Genomic DNA, 16,720 nt, shown 5'->3' on the forward strand with positions numbered 1-16,720 from the left:
TCGCCCGCATCGAGCAGCACCCAATCGGCATTGGGCAGTCCTTCGACGCGAACCTGGCGGCCCGCTTCCTGCTTGATCCGCTGTGCCAGTTTCTCGGCGATGGCCGAGACATGGCGCGTCGACCGGCCGCTCGCGATCACCATATGATCGGCGATGCTGCTTTTGCCGGCAAGCGGGATGGAGATGGTTTCCTGGGCCTGGTCCTCATCCAGCTGGTGGAGGATCAGAGCGTGGAGCGCGTCCACATTGTCGTTGGCGGATGCGGCGCCATTGGCGGCATCCTGGGTGGCGGAGATCAAATGCGTCCTTTCCTAGTCGGGTCCACAAGCCGCGAACGCGTCAGCGGGTCGCGCAATGCGCGGCCTTCATAGCGTTCGAACCAGCGGGGGTTGGCCTGCCGTATCGCAGTTGCGGATCGCACATCGGGCGAAAATCGCAGGAACACGAGGGCGGGCGGTCTCCAGTCCGTCCAATGCAATTTCTGGTCCGCGGGCCGGACGAAGCGCCGAAGCCAACCCATCGCACGTCTTGCATGGGCGCGGTCATTATAGCCCGGACGCGCGACAACCGCAATCGGCATCAATCGCGCGATCCCCCGCCAGTCGCGCCATTGGGGCAATTGGACCAGATTGTCGGCCCCCATGATCCAGATGAACTGGCGGTTCGGGTAGCGCCGGACGAGCTTTTTGAGCGTGTCGATCGTGTAGCGCGTGCCAAGCTCGGCCTCGATTCCCGTCGCGCGAATCGGCGACCGCCGCGCCATATGCTGCGCCGAACCGAGCCGTGCGGCGAGCGACGCCATGCCCGCCTTGGGCTTGAGCGGATTGCCCGGCGACACCAGCCACCACAGCTCGTCGAGCCCGAGCGCGTCGATCGCATTCAAACTGATCGCGCGGTGCCCGCCATGCGCGGGATTGAAACTGCCGCCGAGGAGGCCGGTGGGGATCATGTCTCCGCCGAGTCCGCAACGATTGTCGGCAATGTGTCGCAGTAAGGCAAATTCTTCACTGTATCGCGGCCCGAAACCGGCCGCAGGATGCCCAGTTTGATCTTCTGCTTCTGACGCCGTCCATCTGTATCGTCAGCGCGCCCGTCGAACTTCCGCTGGCACCAGCGGGCCAGCGGCGTTGCCTGCATGCAGGCGCTCAAGAAAATCATCTCATGCTTCGAAAAACTGGCTTCGATATGATTGCGCCCCGCCATCTGAAAGAGGGTTTCCATCGCAAGAGTGCGATAAAGGCCCAGCGCACGCCCGGCCTCTGTAGCAGCCTTTCGATCTTTAACGGGAATGGTCACGCAAGCCGGCGTCAAGTCGCTATCCGACGCCCGCCGGGCTGTAACGCCTAAATCCCGTGCGCTCTCCGCCAGCCGTTCGACCAAGAGGAATTGGGCGTGGCTTTCCGAGATGCCTGTCACGCCGGATAGCATCAGATAGTCCCGGCTCACGAGCCAGAAAAATGGTGTGACGGCAATGCAGGCGGCCAGCAGCAGCGCGGTGCGGATTTTCAAGGCCGGACCTGTCCCGTGCCGCGCACCAGCCACTTGTACGTCGTCAGTCCTTCGAGCGCGACCGGGCCGCGCGCGTGGAGGCGCCCCGTGGCGATGCCGATTTCGGCGCCAAGGCCGAATTCGCCGCCGTCGGCGAATTGCGTCGAGGCGTTGTGCATGACGATCGCGCTGTCGACACCCGCGAGGAAGCGTTCGGCGGCGGCGGCGTCTTCGGTGACGATCGCGTCGGTGTGGCGGCTCGAATGCGCGTCGATATGCGCGAGCGCGCCGGCGAGGCCGTCGACTATGGCGATCGACACGATCGCGTCGAGATATTCGCAGTCCCAGTCGCCGGTCGACGCGGGTTCGACATGCGGGCTGAGCGCCGTGATCGCCTTGTCGCCGCGCACTTCGCATCCCGCCGTGACCAGCGCGTCGATGATCGCGAGCGGCGCGGGGTAGGCGTGATCGATCAGGATCGTCTCGGTCGCGCCGCACACGCCGGTACGGCGCATCTTGGCGTTGACGGCAAGCGTGACCGCCTTTTCAGGATCGGCGGCGCCGTCGATATAGAGGTGATTGATCCCGTCGAGATGCGCGAGCACCGGCACGCGCGCCTCGTCCTGCACGCGCCCGACCAGTCCCTTGCCGCCGCGCGGGATGATGATGTCGATCAGCCCTTGCGCGCGGAGCATCGCGCCCACCGCGGCGCGGTCCTGCGTCGGGACAAGCTGCACTGCATCGGCGGGCAGGCCGGCCTCGACCAGCCCCGCCGCGAAAGCAGCGTGGATCGCGCGGTTCGACCGGGCCGCCTCGCTGCCGCCGCGCAGGATCACGGCGTTGCCCGACATCAGCCCGAGCGCCGCCGCATCGGCGGTTACATTGGGCCGGCTTTCATAGATGATGCCGACGACGCCCAGCGGTACGCGCACGCGGCTGAGCACCAATCCGTTCGGCCGCGTCACGCGGTCGATCTCGGCCCCCGAGGGATCGGGCAGCGCCGCGACCGCGTCGATCGCGTCGGCGATCGCGGCGACCCGTCCGTCGTCGAGCCGCAGCCGGTCGAGCATCGCGCCCGACAGGCCGTTCTTCTGTCCTGCCGCCATGTCTTCGGCATTGGCGGCCAGAATATCCGCTGCCCGCGCGCGGATCGCCGCCGCGGCCGCAACCAGCCCGGCGGCCTTGTCCGCCGTCGGCGCCAGCGCGAGCGCTTTCGCCGCGGCGCGCGCGCGCGCGCCCATGTCGGCGATCAGGGCGGCGGCATCGCCGGGCATCGGCGGGGCAGTGAGAGCTTCGGCGTTCATGCCGCCGCCCTATCACGGTCTGCGCCGCCCGCGAAACCCCCGTTGCGCAGCTTCGCGCCTCTGCTTAGGGTGCGCGCCATGACAGGGGATATCGAGGGAATCGGCGCGGCCGTGACGGCGGGGCTCGCGGGGCGCGCGGTCGAGCCGCAACATGGCGGGGTGTCTCACGGCCACGCATCGACGCGCTGCCTGAACTGCGGCACCAGCCTCGCCGGCTCGCACTGCCACCATTGCGGCCAGCGCGCCGATGTGCACCGCAGCTTTGGCGCGATCGGGCATGACCTCGTCCACGCGATCTTCCATTTCGAGGGCAAGATCTGGAACACGCTGCCGCTGCTCAGCTGGCGGCCTGGCGACCTGACGCGCCGCTATATCCACGGCGAGCGCGCGCGCTTCGTCTCGCCGCTCGCGCTGTTCCTGTTCGCCGTGTTCCTGACTTATGCCGTGCTCGCGATGGTCGGCAGCGGTGGGGGTTTCAGCGAGGAGATCGCCGAGGCGGCGGCCGAGCAGACGCGGTCCAACGCGCTGAAGGAGAGTTTCCAGGAGGAAGTCGACCGGGTCGATGCGCGCCTCGCGGGCAAGAATTTGCCCGCTGCGGAGCGGAGTGAGCTGATGGAGGAGCGCGACACGCTCCAGAAAAGCGCCGACTATCTCGGCGTCGCGCGCAATCTGAGCAAAGAAGAACGCGAAAAAGGTCCTCCCGTGCTCGACGATCCCGGCAAGCAGATGATGACGAGCGTCGAGTTCCTGTCGCGCACCAAGGTCGACACCGGCGTTCCCTTCATCGACCATGGCCTTGAAAAGGCGATCGCGAACCCGGGCCTGACGCTCTATAAATTGCAGGCGAACGCCTATAAATTCGCCTGGGCGCTGATCCCGCTGTCGCTGCCTTTCATGTGGCTGCTCTTTCCGTTCAGCCGCCGCTTCCACACCTACGACCATTTCGTTTTCGTCACTTACTCGATCAGCTTCATGCTGCTCCTGTTTGTCGTCGTGCGATTGCTCAACCTGACGATATTCGGCGAGGTCGCGACCGCCTTTGCGATGCTTTATGTGCCCTTCCACATGTATCGCCAGCTTCGCGGCGCCTATCGCTCGTCGCGGTTCGGGGCGCTGGTGCGTGCCACTTTGCTTCTCTTCTTCAGCCTGTACGCGGTCGTCATGTTCATGCTGCTGCTGCTCGCGCTCGGGGTGATGGGATAGGCGCGCCGAATCGTAACAAAGGCCGGGCAAAGACCCGGCCAGACGAAGACGAAGAGGAGAATCGCGATGCACCAGCTTTGGGGCGAAATGGACCGGCGCCTGCTCATCAAGCTCGGCACCGCGGGGCTCGCGGCGCTGTCGCTGCCGGGCGCAGTGCGCGCGGCGATGGCACAGGGCTTTACCCATGGCGTCGCGAGCGGCGAGCCCGGCGCGAATTCGGTTCTGCTCTGGACGCGTTATGCCGCGGCGAACGACAGCGCGCTGACGGCAGAGCTGTCCGAAACCCCCGACTTCGCCCGGATCGTGGGTGGCGGCAGCGTCACCGCAGAGGGCGAACGCGACCACACGGCCAAGCTGGTTGTCGACGGGCTCGAACCCGGCCGCTGGTATTTCTACCGCTTCGTCGCACCCGACGGGACGAAGTCGGTCACCGGTCGCACACGCACCTTGCCCGCGGGACCGACGGGTAACTTCACGCTCGCGCTCTTCTCCTGCTCGAACCTGCCGTTCGGCTGGTTCAACGCCTATGCCCACGCCGCGGCGCGGCAGGACATCGACCTTGCGGTCCATGTCGGCGATTATCTCTACGAATATCCCGCCGGCGATTATCCGTCGATCAAACAGATGGTTCCAGGCCGCGATATTCAGCCGGCGCACGAGATCGTCGCGCTCGCCGATTATCGCCTCCGCTACGCCGCCTATCGCAGCGACCCCGACCTTGCGCGCCTGCACCAGCTGTACCCGATGATCGCCCAGTGGGACGATCATGAATTCACGAACGACACATGGAAGGGCGGAGCGGAGAATCACAACGAAGGCGAGGGCAGCTGGGCCGATCGCGCCGCCGCCGCCGAGCGCGCCTACCGCGAATGGATGCCCGTCGCCGACACTCGCTGGCGCCACTATCAGGTCGGCGATCTCGCGACGATCTTCCTGCCCGAAACGCGCGTCACCGGCCGCGACAAGCAGTTCGAGATCGACGAGATCGTTGCGGGCGCCGGCGACGCTGCGGCGAAGCTCAAACAGTTCGCCGAAACCGCCTATCGCGATCCGGCGCGCCAGATGATGGGCGCTGAACAGGAGAATTGGCTGTTCGCGGGGCTCGCCGCCTCGGCCAAAGCGGGGACGCGCTGGCAGGTCTGCGCGCAGCAGGTGATCATGGGCAGCCTGTTCACCCCGCCCGAGACGAAGGACTGGTTCGGCGCGAACATGGCCGACAATGTCCGCCGCCGCGTCGAAACCTCGATGCTCGCTGCGAGAGCCGGCTTGCCGTTCAATCTCGACGCGTGGGACGGCTATCCGGCCGCGCGTTCGCGCCTGCTCGCCGCGGCGCAGCGCGCCGACGCCGACCTCGTCACCCTCACCGGCGACACGCATAATGCGTGGGCGTTCGACCTGGCCGAGGGCGGGCGGCCCGCGGGGATCGAAATCGCCGGGCAGAGCGTGACCTCGCCCGGTTATGAGAATTACACCCGCGGGATTTCCGATGCCCGGCGCGTCGCGGCGCTGCGCGGGTCCTCGCCCGAACTCAAATGGGCGAACACCGAAGATCGCGGTTATGTCACGGTCGCGCTGACGCCCGAGCGCGTCACCGCCAACTGGCACAATGTCGAAACGATCCGCAGCCATACCCCCGCGCTCAAGAACACGCACAGCATGGCCGCGACGCGCGGGCGGCGGAAATACGACGCCGTCTGATTGGGTGGGCTTGACACATTCATAACTCTATGGTTATGGGATGATCCATAGCCAGAGAGTTATGGATATGACGCAATATTCCCCCGACCTTCTTTTCAGGGCGCTCGCCGACCCGACGCGGCGCACGCTCTTCGAGCGGTTGTGCCTCGACGGTGAGCAGACGGTTGGCGCGCTCACCGCGGGCGCCGGCATTTCGCAGCCCGCGGTCTCCAAACATCTCGGCGTCCTCAAACAGGCGGGGCTGGTGCTCGACCGGCACGAGGGACGCCAGACGCATTACAGCGCGCAGCAGCGCGCGCTCGCGCCGCTGGTCGACTGGACCGGCCGGATGAACCGCTTCTGGGAAGCGCGGTTCGACGATCTCGAAGATTTGCTCAAAAGGATGGATCAATGACCGATACCGACGTGCGCACCGTTACCGTCGAGCGCGAAATCCCGCACCCACCCGAAAAGCTCTGGCGCGCGCTGACGCAGCCGCACCTGATCGAGGAATGGCTGATGAAGAACGATTTCGGTCTCGATCTCGGCCACCGGTTCCAGCTGCGCGGCGACTGGGGAAATGTCGACTGCGAGATCCTCGACGTCGATCCCGGCCGGACACTGTCCTACACATGGAATTATGCGCACGATGATCCGGCCTACCAGTTGGAAAGCGTCGTCACCTTCACGCTCGAACCGACGGGCGCCGGCACGCTGCTCCGCATGGAGCAGGCCGGTTTCCGGCCCGACCAGAAGCAGGCCTTCGGCGGCGCCAAGGGCGGCTGGCGCATCCATCTCGAAAATCTCGAGAAGGTCGTCGCCAAGCTCGACTGACAACCAAACAGGGAGAATATCATGAACTGGAGCCTGTGGATCCGGCAGTTTCACCGCTGGGTATCGATCCTCTTCACCGCGATCGTCATCGCGATTTTCGTCATGCTCGGCGCGGGGCAGCAGCCCGCCCAGTGGGTCTATTACCTGCCGTTGCCGCCGCTCTTTCTCTTGATGTTCAGCGGTCTCTATATGTTTTTCCGGCCCTATTTCAGGAAAAGCCGTCAGCTATAGGGCGGGGTGTCCTCGAACTCGGCGAACCAGGGATAGTCGTTCGCGACGCTGACCGTGAAATTCGCGGGGCGCTTTTCGAGGAAGCTCGACACCCCCTCGGCGGCATCGGCGCTGCGTCCGCGCGCGAAAATCGCGCGGCTGTCCCAGCGGTGCGCGCTCATCGGGTGCGGCGCGCCGAGCATGCGCCACAGCATATGGCGGGTGAGCGCGACCGACACCGGCGCGCTGTGGTCGGTCAGCTCGCGCGCCTTGGCGATCGCGGCGTCGACCAGTTCGCCGGGCTTGTGGACCGATTGCACAAGCCCCTTTTGATGCGCTTCGGCGGCATCGATCAGGCGGCCCGAATAACACCAGTCGACGGCGTTCTGGATGCCCACGAGGCGCGGCAGGAACCAGCTCGACGCCGCCTCTGGCACGATGCCGCGCCGCGCAAAGACAAAGCCGTAACGCGCGGTCTCGCTCGCGAGGCGCGCGTCCATCGACAGCGTCATCGTCGCGCCGATGCCGACCGCGGCGCCGTTGATCGCGCCGAGCACCGGCTTCTTGCAGTCGAAGATCCGCATCGACACGCGCCCGCCCGAATCGCGGATCAGCGGGTGCGACCAGTCGATCGTGCCGTCCGCGCCGACCGGGCTCGCCGCCATGCCATCGGGCAGCAGCGCCGCCTTATCGGTGCGCTTGTCATAGTCGAAGGTCGCAGCGCCTTGGCCGAGGTCGGCGCCGGCGCAATAAGCGCGGTCGCCTGACCCGGTGAAGATCACCGCGCGCACCCCGTCGTCGGCATCGCATTCGTCAAGCGCGGCGACGATTTCCAGCATCATCTGGGTGGTAAAGGCGTTCATCCGGTCGGGCCGGTGGAGCGTCAGCAGCGCGATGCCCTCATGTTTGTCGAGGCGAATCTGGTCGAAGCTCATCTGTCTCTCCCTTGGTTGGGCTTATCGTTGCAAGCGAGGCTGGGGAGTGCAAGCACTTTACGTAAACGTAAAGATGGTGACGACATATGGGACGCAAGTGTAGTCGCCAAACAAAAGTTCGTCATTCCCGCGAAAGCGGGAACCCAGCAGCAACGTCGGACTGGGTTCCCGCTTTCGCGGGAATGACGATGGGAGAAGGGAGGCGACGTGACTGGTGACGCGCGCGACCTTTGCCGCTATAGGCGCCCCATCGCCCCGGCGGCGCGCCTCCCCCTGAGTCGCTTTGCCGGGGTCATTCATTTTGGTTCCGACAGAAAGTTTGAACGCCATGGCCCGTCGCCGCCAGATTTACGAAGGCAAAGCGAAGATCCTGTACGAAGGTCCCGAACCGGGGACGCTGATCCAGTATTTCAAGGACGACGCGACCGCGTTCAACGCGCAGAAGCGCGGGACGATCAACGGCAAGGGCGTGCTCAACAACCGGATTTCGGAGCATGTCTTCACGCTGCTCGGCAATATCGGCGTGCCGCATCACTTCATCCGCCGCCTCAACATGCGCGAACAGCTGATCCGCCAGGTCGAGATCGTGCCGATCGAGGTGATCGTGCGCAACGTCGCCGCGGGCACGCTGTCGAAGCGCCTCGGGATCGAGGAAGGGACGCAGCTTCCCCGCACGCTGATCGAATATTGCTACAAGGACGACGCGCTCGGCGATCCGCTCGTTGCCGAAGAGCATATCGCCTGCTTCAGCTGGTGCAGCCAGGACGAGCTGCACGACATCCAGGACATGGCGATCCGCATCAACGACTTCATGTCGGGCATGTTCGCCGCCGTCGGCATCCGCCTGGTCGACTTCAAGCTCGAGTTCGGCCGCCTCTATGAAGGCGATTTCAGCCGTATCATCCTCGCCGACGAGATCAGCCCCGACGGCTGCCGCCTGTGGGACATGACGACGAACGAAAAGCTCGACAAGGATCGCTTCCGCCGCGACCTCGGCGGCGAGGTCGAGGCCTATCAGGAAGTCGCGCGCCGTCTGGGCCTGCTGCCCGAGGGCGGCGACCACACCGTGCTCGACCTCGACAGCCACCGGAAGAAACGCGACAAATAGCCCGTGATGCTCGCATAGCGCGAAAATTATCCGGTTGGTAACCATCCGGGCGCTATCCGATCCTCCACATCTAGTGGGGAAGTGGCATCATGAGCGTATTGGGCGGGAAGGCGCAACCGGCGGCGAGCGTCGTCCATTGGGACCTTTTGGAAAAGGTCGTCGTCGTCCTGCTGCTGGCGACGCTCGCGTCGAGGCTGATCCCGCCCGCCATCACGACGGGCCATTATCAGAACTGGCTGCTCCTTCTCGCGGAAGGCTGCGTGGTCTTCTTTGTCCTGTTCCGCCGTTCCACGACCAATATCTCGCTTCGCCCGCTCGATTGGGCGCTGGGGTTCGGGGGAACCCTTGCCCCCATGCTGGTCATTGCGTCGAGCGACACGCCGCTGGTGCCGGTCGCCTTTTGCGGATTCCTGATCATCGCGGGCATGTTGTTCCAGATCTACGCCAAATTCACGCTGCGGCGCAGCTTCGGCGTCATCGCGGCCAATCGCGGGGTAAAGGTCAGCGGACCCTATCGTTTTGTGCGCCACCCGATGTATGCGGGTTACACCATAACGCACCTCGGTTTCCTGCTCAGCGGTCCCAATTGGTGGAACTTTTCGGTCTACGCCTTGGGATTGGCGCTCAATATCACGCGCATCCTGGCCGAAGAACGCATGCTGATGGCCGATCCAGCCTATCAGGAATTGAGCCGGAAGGTGCGTTACCGGCTTGTGCCTTTTCTCTTCTGAAGGAGCGGCGCGGCGGTGGATTTCCTGCTGAAACTGGTTGATCTGGAAAGCGCGTGGCTGATCGCGCTGATCTTCCTGCCGCTCGAACGGCTTTTGCCCGCGCGCCCGGCGCAGGGCGTGTTGCGGCGCGGATGGTTCAACGATGCCGTCTATTTCCTGCTCAATCGTATTCCCATCGGAATTGGCCTGCTGCTCGTCGCCGCGTTCGCCGTCATGGCGGGGGAGGCGTTCCTTCCCGCGGGATTTCGGACAACGGTCGCGCAGCAGCCCCTATGGCTCCAGGTGATCGTGCTGACGCTGATCGCCGATCTGGGTTTCTATGCTGCACACCGGCTTTTCCATACGCTGCCCTGGCTGTGGCGATTTCACGCCATTCATCACAGCATCGAGGAACTCGACTGGCTGGCCGCCCACCGCGTTCACCCGGTCGACCAGATATTGACCAAGGGCGCTTCGATCGCTCCGGTTTTTGCGCTTGGCTTTTCGGACGGTGCGATCGCGATCTTCTTCATTCTGTATCAGTGGCACTCGCTGATGCTGCACGCCAATCTCCGGATCGGATTCGGCCCGCTGCACTGGGTTTTTGCATCGCCATGTTTCCATCACTGGCACCATGCCGATCAGCCGGAGGCCTGGAACCGGAACTTTTCCGCCCAGTTTCCGATCTGGGACATCTTGTTCGGAACGGCCCACATGCGGCGCGACACCATGCCAACGCGCTATGGCATAGAGGATAATGTCCCGCCGACATATGCCCGGCAACTCCTCTACCCGTTCCGGCGTGGGTCGAAAGACGCCGCCTGAGCATCGTGAGCGTGCGGGCCCTCCTTTCGCCGTGCCCCCTCAGATATTGATGCTCGTCGGGATCAGGCTCGGCTGCAGATACGGGTAGGGCTGCATCCGCTCGGCATTGCGCGCCGCGATTTCGGCCTCGACACTCACCAGCGCCGCCTGAAACCAGGCGAGCGGGCCTTCGGCCCCCGTCACGCGCGGATCCTGAAACCACAGCGGGTAAGGGAAGGCGTTGCTGCGATAGTCGCCGAGCGGGCGGTAATGCACCGACCCCAGCAGCTCGAGCACATTCAGTTGTTCGAGCGCGAGCGCCATCGACGGCATCATCGCGAGCCGGCCGGGCTTGTCCTGTCCGCGCTGCCCCGTCGGCGCCGCCTGCCAGCCCGCGCCGGTGACCGCGGGCGCGAAGGCCATGATGTCCTTTTGCGGGAAATTGACCGCGGCATGCTGCGCGCTCGCGGTGAACATCACCATCGTGCACACTTCGGCCAACTGCTTGCGTGTCGTCACCGGCCCGAAACCCTTGATCTTTGCCTCGCCAGCGAGCGTCGTCGCCCACGCGGTGAGCTCGGTGTCCGCGACGACGTCGGCGTCGCTCGCATAATAGAGATCGACATATTGCCGCGCCCATTCGTGGATCGCGTTCCACACGAGCAGCGCGTCGTCGCGATACGGATAGTCGGCAAGCGTTGAATCGACCCCGACGCCGCGCGCCGCAAGGTCGGCGGGGAGCATCTTGGCATAGAAGTCGAACGCCAGCCGCGCGTCGACCGCGGCGAGCTGGCTCGACGTGATCGTGCCCGCGAAAATATGGTCGATCGGGCCGCCCGCCGCGATCAGCGAGGTCGCCGCCTGCTCGTTGATGAACAAGGTGCCCTCGAAATGCGGGACGAGCAGCGCCCAGACCGGATGCACTTCGGCGAGATGGCGGTGCGTCGCAACCGCGAACGCCTCGATCACCAGATGCGTGCGCGCGAGATGCGCGAACAGCTCGTGATAATTGCCGTCGGCGACCTGCACGACGAATTTCGCCATTTCCCAGCCCCATTGCTTGTCGGTGACGGGCGAGGGGGTGAAGATCGGATCGTCCGCCGGATCCTGCCCGCACTGGATCGCGACGGGGACGAGCGACGATCCGCCCGGCGGCACCGCGAACAGCGCCATCGGCTGCCACGCATATTTGGCTTGTGCGCCATAGGTGCCGGGATCGAGAACCTCGAGTGGCTTGTAGTCGAGCATGAACAGGCGCCCGTCGGCGAGCGCGGCGGTCAGCGTGTCGCCGTTCACGACGGCGGCATATTTGGCGGCGCTCAGCGGGAAATTGACGGGCAGGGCGCCCGTGACCGCGGTGATCAGCATGCAGTTCGGACCCTGGACGCGCAGCCGCGCGAATTTGCTGTCGTCCTGGAACATATAGCTGACGCCGGGGGCGGGCAGCGTGGCGAACAGTGCGCGATACGCCTCGATGCTCCGCGGCGTCTTGCTGCCGAGCGCCTCGGCCTCGTCGACCTTCATCAGATCTTCGAGGCGTTCCTTGTATCCTTTGAGCAGCGCGACATGGACGTCGCGCTCGGCCGCCGCGACGGCATTTTCGACATCGCCGACGAGGCGTTCGAAGATGTTGCCGCCGGTATGGACGCCGTGTTCGGCCGCGATCCTGGCGACCGAGGCCTCGATCGCGTCGCATTCGGCCAGGGCGACTTCATAGTCGGCGCGCGGGCTGTCGAGCTCGCCCTTATCGACCCCACCGAGCTTCACCGTCAGCGCGTTGCGCACGATGTCGAGCCCGACGCCGATCAGGATGACGAACCAGGCGATCGTCGGTTCGTCATTCTTCGGCACCTCGCTCGCGAGTGGAACACCGGGCAGCGTCGGGATGTTGGTATCCCACACATAGACCGCCTGCGTCGCGGTCAGTTGCGCGGCGCGCGCGGCCTGCTCCGCGGGCGTATCGTTCTGGGGCAAGGTGGGATCGGCCGATGGCATGGGAGCGGCCTGAGGGACGGGAGGCGGCGCGGTCGTGGGCGACGTCAGCGGCGGCATCGGATAGGACATGTCTTGCTCCTGTCGGGCGCGAAAAAAACCGGCCTTCGCTATCGCGCAACATGGTTAATATTTTGCAAGCCAACCGCGCGCCGACGCGCGTTAGGCGAATGATAATCCGTGCTTTCGATCCTTAACTCCTGCTTTACCCGCGCTTGCTATTCCGCCCCTATGACGGGGGTCCATCACTGGTTGCGAACGCGGTTCTTTCCGCCGATTCCGGAAGCGCTTCGCGACGATGTCGCGCTGCTCCGCGCCAATCGCGTCGAGACGCTGACCCCCATGCTGTTCCTGATGCTCGCGGCGACGACGCCGACCGCTATCTACGGCGGGATTGCGAGCGTTCATCCGTTCATCCGTATCGGTTTCCCGATCATCCTCGCGGTCGTTTGCCTGTTGGGTTTTCTGGTGCTGCGCCACAATCGCGGCCGGCGGATGAGCCCGCGCCGCGCGCGCCGGATGATCGTCGAATCGACCTGGCTGTCGGGAACGATGGGCGCGATGTGCAGCAGCTGGACGGTGATCAACTGGCTGGCCGCGCCGCCCGCGACGCACAGCTATTATGCGATCATCATGGCGATGGGCTCGCTCGCGACCGCTTATTGCCTGTCCTCGATCCGTTTTGCGACCTTCGTTAACCTCATCATCGGGCTGGTCCCCATATCGGCCCTGATGCTGACGTCGGGCAATGCGCCCGAAATCGCCGCTGGCACGAGCCTGGTCGTCGCGACGCTGTTCCTGCTGCGCATGATTCTGCAACAACATGGCCAGCTGGTCGACCTGCTCGAACTGCAGCGGCAGATGCGCGAACTCGCCCATACCGACCCGCTCACCGGCCTGGCCAACCGCCGTGAATTCGACAAGCGGCTCGACGAAGAAATTGCCACGGCCCGCGAAGGCCATCCTTTCGCGATCGCACTGCTCGATCTCAACGGGTTCAAGCCGGTCAACGACCAGCACGGCCATGCGATCGGCGACGGGCTGCTTTGCGAGATTGCGCAGCGGCTGCGCGGCGCGTGCGGCGACCATGCCGTGGTCGCGCGCCAGGGCGGCGACGAATTTGCGATCCTGGCGCCCGTGGGGTCGCCGCTGCTCGAAACCTCGCTTGCCGACCATATCCTCGCCGCGCTCGCCGCACCGTACCGCATCGACGGGCGGCCGATCAGCGTCGGTGCCAGCATCGGCACCGCGACCTGGCCCGAGCATGGCGCGACGGCGCGCAAGCTCTTCGAGGTCGCCGACAGCGCGCTTTATGCGGCGAAGGCGGTTGATCGCGGCCAGACGTCGTCTGTCGAAAGCATCGGGCGCGTCGCGTGACGATGGCTTGACCGCCCGCAGGGCGGTGGCCAAACCGGCGTCCATGACCAAAAACCTTGTCCGGCGCGCCTCGACCGCGCTGTCGCCTCTCGCCCTTCTCGCCGTCAGCATCGCCCCGGCCTATGCCAGGGAGGCCCCCGCAAAGGCGGCGCCCGCGACCGCGGCGGTCAATCCGCAGAGCGCCGCCGCCACGGCATGGAACTTCGCCGCGAGCGATATATCGGTCGATCCGAACATCGTCTTCGGCGTGCTCCCCAACGGGATGAAATATGCACTGCTGAAAAACAGCACGCCCAAGGACAGCGTCGTGCTTCGCATGCGGTTCGACGTCGGCAGCTTTGCCGAGGCCGACGACCAGCGTGGGCTTGCCCATTTCCTCGAACATATGGCGTTCAACGGATCGACCAATGTGCCCGAGGGCGAAATGATCAAGCTGCTCGAGCGCAAGGGGCTGGCGTTCGGTGCCGACACCAATGCGTCGACCGGGTTCGACGAGACGATCTACAAGCTCGACCTGCCCAATGCGTCGGACGATCTGATCGACACCGGCTTGATGCTGATGCGCGAGACCGGCGGCAACCTCACCATCGATCCCGCCGCGGTCGACCGCGAGCGCGGCATCATCCTGTCCGAACGCCGCGCGCGCGACACCTATCAACTGCGCAGCCTGATCGACCAGCTCGATTTCCAGATGAAGGGAATGAAGGTTGCGAGCCGCATCCCGGTCGGCACCGAGGACGTGATCAAGACCGCCCCCGCCGCGCGCCTGCGCGACCTGTACGATCGCTATTACCGGCCCGAGCGCGCGACACTGGTGATGGTCGGCGATTTCGACCCCGCGGCGGTCGAGGCGAAGATCAAGGTACGCTTTTCGGACTGGAAGGGCCGCGGTCCGGCGGGCGCGGACCCCGTCATCGGCAATGTCGATTATGCCCGCGCTGCGGCAGCCGACGATTTCGTCGATCCCGCGATTCAGGATTCGGTGACTGTCGCCGCCTTCAAGCCATGGGTCGAGGAAGCCGACACCAGGGCCAAGCGCGCCCGCAATCTCGCCGAGGATGTCGGCGAAGCGATCGTCAATCGCCGGCTGGCAAAAATTGCGCTGAACGAGGATTCGCCGATCCTCGCGGGCTATTTCAACGACGCCGCGGGCTGGAAGGTCTTCGACCAGGTCACCGTGGGCGCGGTGGCGAAGGAAGGCGCGTGGAAAGAGGCCCTGGCGCTCGTCGAGCAGGAGCAGCGCCGCGCGATCGAACATGGCTTCACCCAGGCCGAGGTCGCCGAGCAGCTCGCGAACCGCCGCACCGCGCTGAAGAACGCCGTCGCCGGGGTGACGACGCGGCGCAGCGACGGCCTCGCCGATGCGCTGATCGCCGCCGCCAAGGGCGATTTCGTCTTCACGCGCCCTGAAACCTCGCAGGCCTTGTTCGAGGCGGCGGCGCCCTCGCTGAACGCCGCCGCGGTCACCGCCGCATTCCGCAAGCGTATGGAAGGTTTCAGCGCGCCGCTCGCGCGCGTGACCGCGAAAAAACCGGTCGAGGGCGGGGCCGGCGCCATTCTCGCGACCCTGCGTGCCTCGACCGAGGTCGCGGTCGCAGCGCCGACCGAGGCCGCGAACGCCGCCTTCGCTTATGACAATTTCGGCACCCCCGGAAAGATCGTCGGCGACGAACGCGTCGAGGATCTCGGCATCCGCCGCATCCGTTTTGCCAACAATGTCATGCTCAACATCAAGCAGACCGATTTCCAGAAAGACCGCGTCATGCTGTCGCTGCGCGTCGATGGCGGCAATCTGCTCGCGACGCGCGAGGATCCGACGAAGGTCGCGCTCGCGGGATCGATCATGCTCGGCGGGCTCGAGGCGCATGGCGTCGATGAATTGCGCTCGATTTTCGCGGGCAAGACGGTCAGCCCCAGCTTCGGTTCCGACACCGACGCCTTCGGCGGAAGCGCGCTGACCTCGCCCGAGGATTTCGGTCTGCAGGCCAAGCTGATGGCCGCCTTCCTGACCCACCCCGGCTATCGTCCCGACGGCCTCGCGCTGATCCGCCGCGTGTTGCCGCAGCAATATGCCGCGAACGATGCGACCCCGGCGGCGGTGCTCGGCCGCGATACCGGCGGCATCCTCGCGAACAACGACCCGCGCTCGCAGACCCCGCCGCTCGAGAAGCTGATGACGCTCGACTGGGCGCAGCTGAAACCCGTCGTCGCCGACAGTTTCGCGCATGGCGCGATCGAGATCGGCGTCGTCGGCGACATCGACGAACAGGCGGCGATCGATGCGATCGCCGCCACTTTCGGCGCGCTTCCCGAGCGCCGCGCGGCGTTTGATCCGCGCGCCGACGCGCGTATCCGCCAGTTCGCGGCCGATCGCAGCGAGCGCACCCTCATCCACAAGGGGCCGGCCGAGCAGGCCGAGCTGCGCGTCTATTGGCCGGCGCGCGACGACAGCGACCTTGCTGAAGCGATGCGGCTCAACCTGCTGGCGCGCGTGATGCAGCTGATGCTGACCGAGGAGCTGCGCGAGAAGCTTGGCGAAAGCTACAGCCCCGGTGCGGCGGCCAGCCTGTCCGACGAATTTCCGGGCTATGGCCATCTCTTCGCGGCGAGCAACGTCGACTTTAAGGATCTCGCGACGACCCGTGCCGCCATCTTCGCCATCGCGAAGGAACTGCGCGACAAGCCGGTCGATCCCGACCTGATCGACCGCGCGCGCAAACCGCTCGTCGAATCGATGATCAAATCGCGGCGCGAGAACGCCTATTGGCTGAATTATGTCGCGCAGGCGGCGAGCCACGCCGACCGGCTCGACCGCAGCCGCAAGGGGATCGGCGAGGTCGAGGCCGCGACCCCCGCCGACCTGCGGGTGCTCGCGCGCCGCTATCTGGTCGACGACAAGGCGCTGGTGATCAAGGCGGTGAGCGACAAGGCGGGGAAGTAGAGGTCGGGCGTCGAGTTTCGACCGGTTGCAGTCATCCAACTTCTCGTCACCCCGGGCTTGACCCGGGGCCTGCCTTGTCTTTTCTCGGTTGGGAAGAAGGAAGGCGGGTCCCGGGTCAAGCCCGGGATGACGAATAA

Annotated in this window: 16 protein-coding genes; 10 read left to right on the plus strand and 6 right to left on the minus strand. The window is 65.3% G+C overall.

From position 1 onward, the window contains the following. The 4 genes from rsfS to V6M50_RS19865 form a co-directional block, all read right to left on the minus strand. Nucleotides 1-299, minus strand: a 299-nt coding sequence (gene rsfS, locus V6M50_RS19850) for a ribosome silencing factor (RefSeq protein ID WP_332820314.1), incomplete at its 3' end; no start/stop codon positions are given. After that, nucleotides 296-949, minus strand: a complete 654-nt coding sequence (locus tag V6M50_RS19855) for a nicotinate-nucleotide adenylyltransferase (RefSeq protein WP_332820315.1) — start codon at nucleotides 947-949, stop codon at nucleotides 296-298. The genes rsfS and V6M50_RS19855, both read right to left, overlap by 4 nt. Continuing rightward, the gene (locus tag V6M50_RS19860; RefSeq protein ID WP_332820316.1) at nucleotides 946-1,509 is read right to left on the minus strand and encodes a hypothetical protein; all 564 of its coding nucleotides are present in this window, start codon (nucleotides 1,507-1,509) and stop codon (nucleotides 946-948) included. Before V6M50_RS19860 ends, V6M50_RS19855 begins: the two co-directional genes overlap by 4 nt. Then, on the minus strand, nucleotides 1,506-2,792 hold the full coding sequence (locus V6M50_RS19865; protein ID WP_332820317.1) for a glutamate-5-semialdehyde dehydrogenase: 1,287 nt from the start codon (nucleotides 2,790-2,792) through the stop codon (nucleotides 1,506-1,508). Before V6M50_RS19865 ends, V6M50_RS19860 begins: the two co-directional genes overlap by 4 nt. Nucleotides 2,793-2,870: 78 nt before the next feature. Between V6M50_RS19865 and V6M50_RS19870 the strand changes: the two genes are divergently transcribed. The 5 genes from V6M50_RS19870 to V6M50_RS19890 all read left to right on the plus strand — a co-directional run bounded on the left by V6M50_RS19870 (nucleotide 2,871) and on the right by V6M50_RS19890 (nucleotide 6,737). Continuing rightward, the gene (locus V6M50_RS19870; protein ID WP_332820318.1) at nucleotides 2,871-3,995 is read left to right on the plus strand and encodes a DUF3667 domain-containing protein; all 1,125 of its coding nucleotides are present in this window, start codon (nucleotides 2,871-2,873) and stop codon (nucleotides 3,993-3,995) included. 66 nt (nucleotides 3,996-4,061) lie between these two features. After that, entirely contained in the window at nucleotides 4,062-5,693 is a 1,632-nt protein-coding gene (locus V6M50_RS19875; RefSeq protein WP_332820319.1) for an alkaline phosphatase D family protein, read from the plus strand. A gap of 67 nt (nucleotides 5,694-5,760) precedes the next feature. Further along, on the plus strand, nucleotides 5,761-6,087 hold the full coding sequence (locus V6M50_RS19880) for an ArsR/SmtB family transcription factor (RefSeq protein WP_332820320.1): 327 nt from the start codon (nucleotides 5,761-5,763) through the stop codon (nucleotides 6,085-6,087). Beyond that, nucleotides 6,084-6,506 (plus strand): SRPBCC family protein, encoded by a 423-nt coding sequence (locus V6M50_RS19885; protein WP_332820321.1) that lies wholly within the window; start codon nucleotides 6,084-6,086, stop codon nucleotides 6,504-6,506. The genes V6M50_RS19880 and V6M50_RS19885 overlap by 4 nt, the downstream gene beginning before the upstream one ends. A gap of 21 nt (nucleotides 6,507-6,527) precedes the next feature. Continuing rightward, complete coding sequence (locus V6M50_RS19890; protein WP_332820322.1) at nucleotides 6,528-6,737, plus strand: hypothetical protein; 210 nt, start codon at nucleotides 6,528-6,530, stop codon at nucleotides 6,735-6,737. Here the strand turns inward: V6M50_RS19890 and V6M50_RS19895 are convergent. Continuing rightward, the gene (locus V6M50_RS19895) at nucleotides 6,728-7,651 is read right to left on the minus strand and encodes a crotonase/enoyl-CoA hydratase family protein (protein ID WP_332820323.1); all 924 of its coding nucleotides are present in this window, start codon (nucleotides 7,649-7,651) and stop codon (nucleotides 6,728-6,730) included. The genes V6M50_RS19890 and V6M50_RS19895 overlap by 10 nt on opposite strands. A gap of 328 nt (nucleotides 7,652-7,979) precedes the next feature. Between V6M50_RS19895 and purC the strand changes: the two genes are divergently transcribed. The 3 genes from purC (at nucleotide 7,980) to V6M50_RS19910 (ending at nucleotide 10,294) form a co-directional block, all read left to right on the plus strand. Further along, on the plus strand, nucleotides 7,980-8,759 hold the full coding sequence (gene purC / locus V6M50_RS19900) for a phosphoribosylaminoimidazolesuccinocarboxamide synthase (RefSeq protein ID WP_332820324.1): 780 nt from the start codon (nucleotides 7,980-7,982) through the stop codon (nucleotides 8,757-8,759). A gap of 89 nt (nucleotides 8,760-8,848) precedes the next feature. Next, nucleotides 8,849-9,490, plus strand: a complete 642-nt coding sequence (locus tag V6M50_RS19905; protein ID WP_332820325.1) for a methyltransferase family protein — start codon at nucleotides 8,849-8,851, stop codon at nucleotides 9,488-9,490. 15 nt (nucleotides 9,491-9,505) lie between these two features. Further along, nucleotides 9,506-10,294, plus strand: a complete 789-nt coding sequence (locus V6M50_RS19910; protein ID WP_332820326.1) for a sterol desaturase family protein — start codon at nucleotides 9,506-9,508, stop codon at nucleotides 10,292-10,294. A 39-nt stretch (nucleotides 10,295-10,333) separates the two neighbouring features. Here the strand turns inward: V6M50_RS19910 and V6M50_RS19915 are convergent, their stop codons facing one another. Then, a complete protein-coding gene (locus V6M50_RS19915; protein WP_332820327.1) occupies nucleotides 10,334-12,337 on the minus strand; it encodes a lipoxygenase family protein in 2,004 nt (667 codons plus the stop codon). A gap of 159 nt (nucleotides 12,338-12,496) precedes the next feature. Here V6M50_RS19915 and V6M50_RS19920 point away from each other — a divergent pair, with 159 nt between their 5' ends. Together V6M50_RS19920 and V6M50_RS19925 are read left to right on the plus strand one after the other, a co-directional pair. After that, the gene (locus V6M50_RS19920) at nucleotides 12,497-13,642 is read left to right on the plus strand and encodes a diguanylate cyclase domain-containing protein (protein ID WP_332820328.1); all 1,146 of its coding nucleotides are present in this window, start codon (nucleotides 12,497-12,499) and stop codon (nucleotides 13,640-13,642) included. Nucleotides 13,643-13,685: 43 nt separating this feature from the next. Beyond that, on the plus strand, nucleotides 13,686-16,583 hold the full coding sequence (locus V6M50_RS19925; protein ID WP_332820329.1) for a M16 family metallopeptidase: 2,898 nt from the start codon (nucleotides 13,686-13,688) through the stop codon (nucleotides 16,581-16,583). Nucleotides 16,584-16,720: the final 137 nt, after the last annotated feature.

This window comes from Sphingopyxis sp. (assembly GCF_036675685.1).
GTDB lineage: Bacteria > Pseudomonadota > Alphaproteobacteria > Sphingomonadales > Sphingomonadaceae > Sphingopyxis.

Excerpts from the sequence above, each read along its gene's own strand:
- V6M50_RS19880 (WP_332820320.1), top strand. The coding sequence starts at position 5,761 with ATGACGCAATATTCCCCCGACCTTCTTTTCAGGGCGCTCGCCGACCCG.
- V6M50_RS19865 (WP_332820317.1), bottom strand. The coding sequence starts at position 2,792 with ATGAACGCCGAAGCTCTCACTGCCCCGCCGATGCCCGGCGATGCCGCC.
- V6M50_RS19855 (WP_332820315.1), bottom strand. The coding sequence starts at position 949 with ATGATCCCCACCGGCCTCCTCGGCGGCAGTTTCAATCCCGCGCATGGC.
- V6M50_RS19915 (WP_332820327.1), bottom strand. The coding sequence starts at position 12,337 with ATGTCCTATCCGATGCCGCCGCTGACGTCGCCCACGACCGCGCCGCCT.
- V6M50_RS19885 (WP_332820321.1), top strand. The coding sequence starts at position 6,084 with ATGACCGATACCGACGTGCGCACCGTTACCGTCGAGCGCGAAATCCCG.
- V6M50_RS19895 (WP_332820323.1), bottom strand. The coding sequence starts at position 7,651 with ATGAGCTTCGACCAGATTCGCCTCGACAAACATGAGGGCATCGCGCTG.
- V6M50_RS19875 (WP_332820319.1), top strand. The coding sequence starts at position 4,062 with ATGCACCAGCTTTGGGGCGAAATGGACCGGCGCCTGCTCATCAAGCTC.
- V6M50_RS19870 (WP_332820318.1), top strand. The coding sequence starts at position 2,871 with ATGACAGGGGATATCGAGGGAATCGGCGCGGCCGTGACGGCGGGGCTC.
- V6M50_RS19920 (WP_332820328.1), top strand. The coding sequence starts at position 12,497 with ATGACGGGGGTCCATCACTGGTTGCGAACGCGGTTCTTTCCGCCGATT.
- V6M50_RS19925 (WP_332820329.1), top strand. The coding sequence starts at position 13,686 with ATGACCAAAAACCTTGTCCGGCGCGCCTCGACCGCGCTGTCGCCTCTC.
- V6M50_RS19890 (WP_332820322.1), top strand. The coding sequence starts at position 6,528 with ATGAACTGGAGCCTGTGGATCCGGCAGTTTCACCGCTGGGTATCGATC.
- purC (WP_332820324.1), top strand. The coding sequence starts at position 7,980 with ATGGCCCGTCGCCGCCAGATTTACGAAGGCAAAGCGAAGATCCTGTAC.
- V6M50_RS19905 (WP_332820325.1), top strand. The coding sequence starts at position 8,849 with ATGAGCGTATTGGGCGGGAAGGCGCAACCGGCGGCGAGCGTCGTCCAT.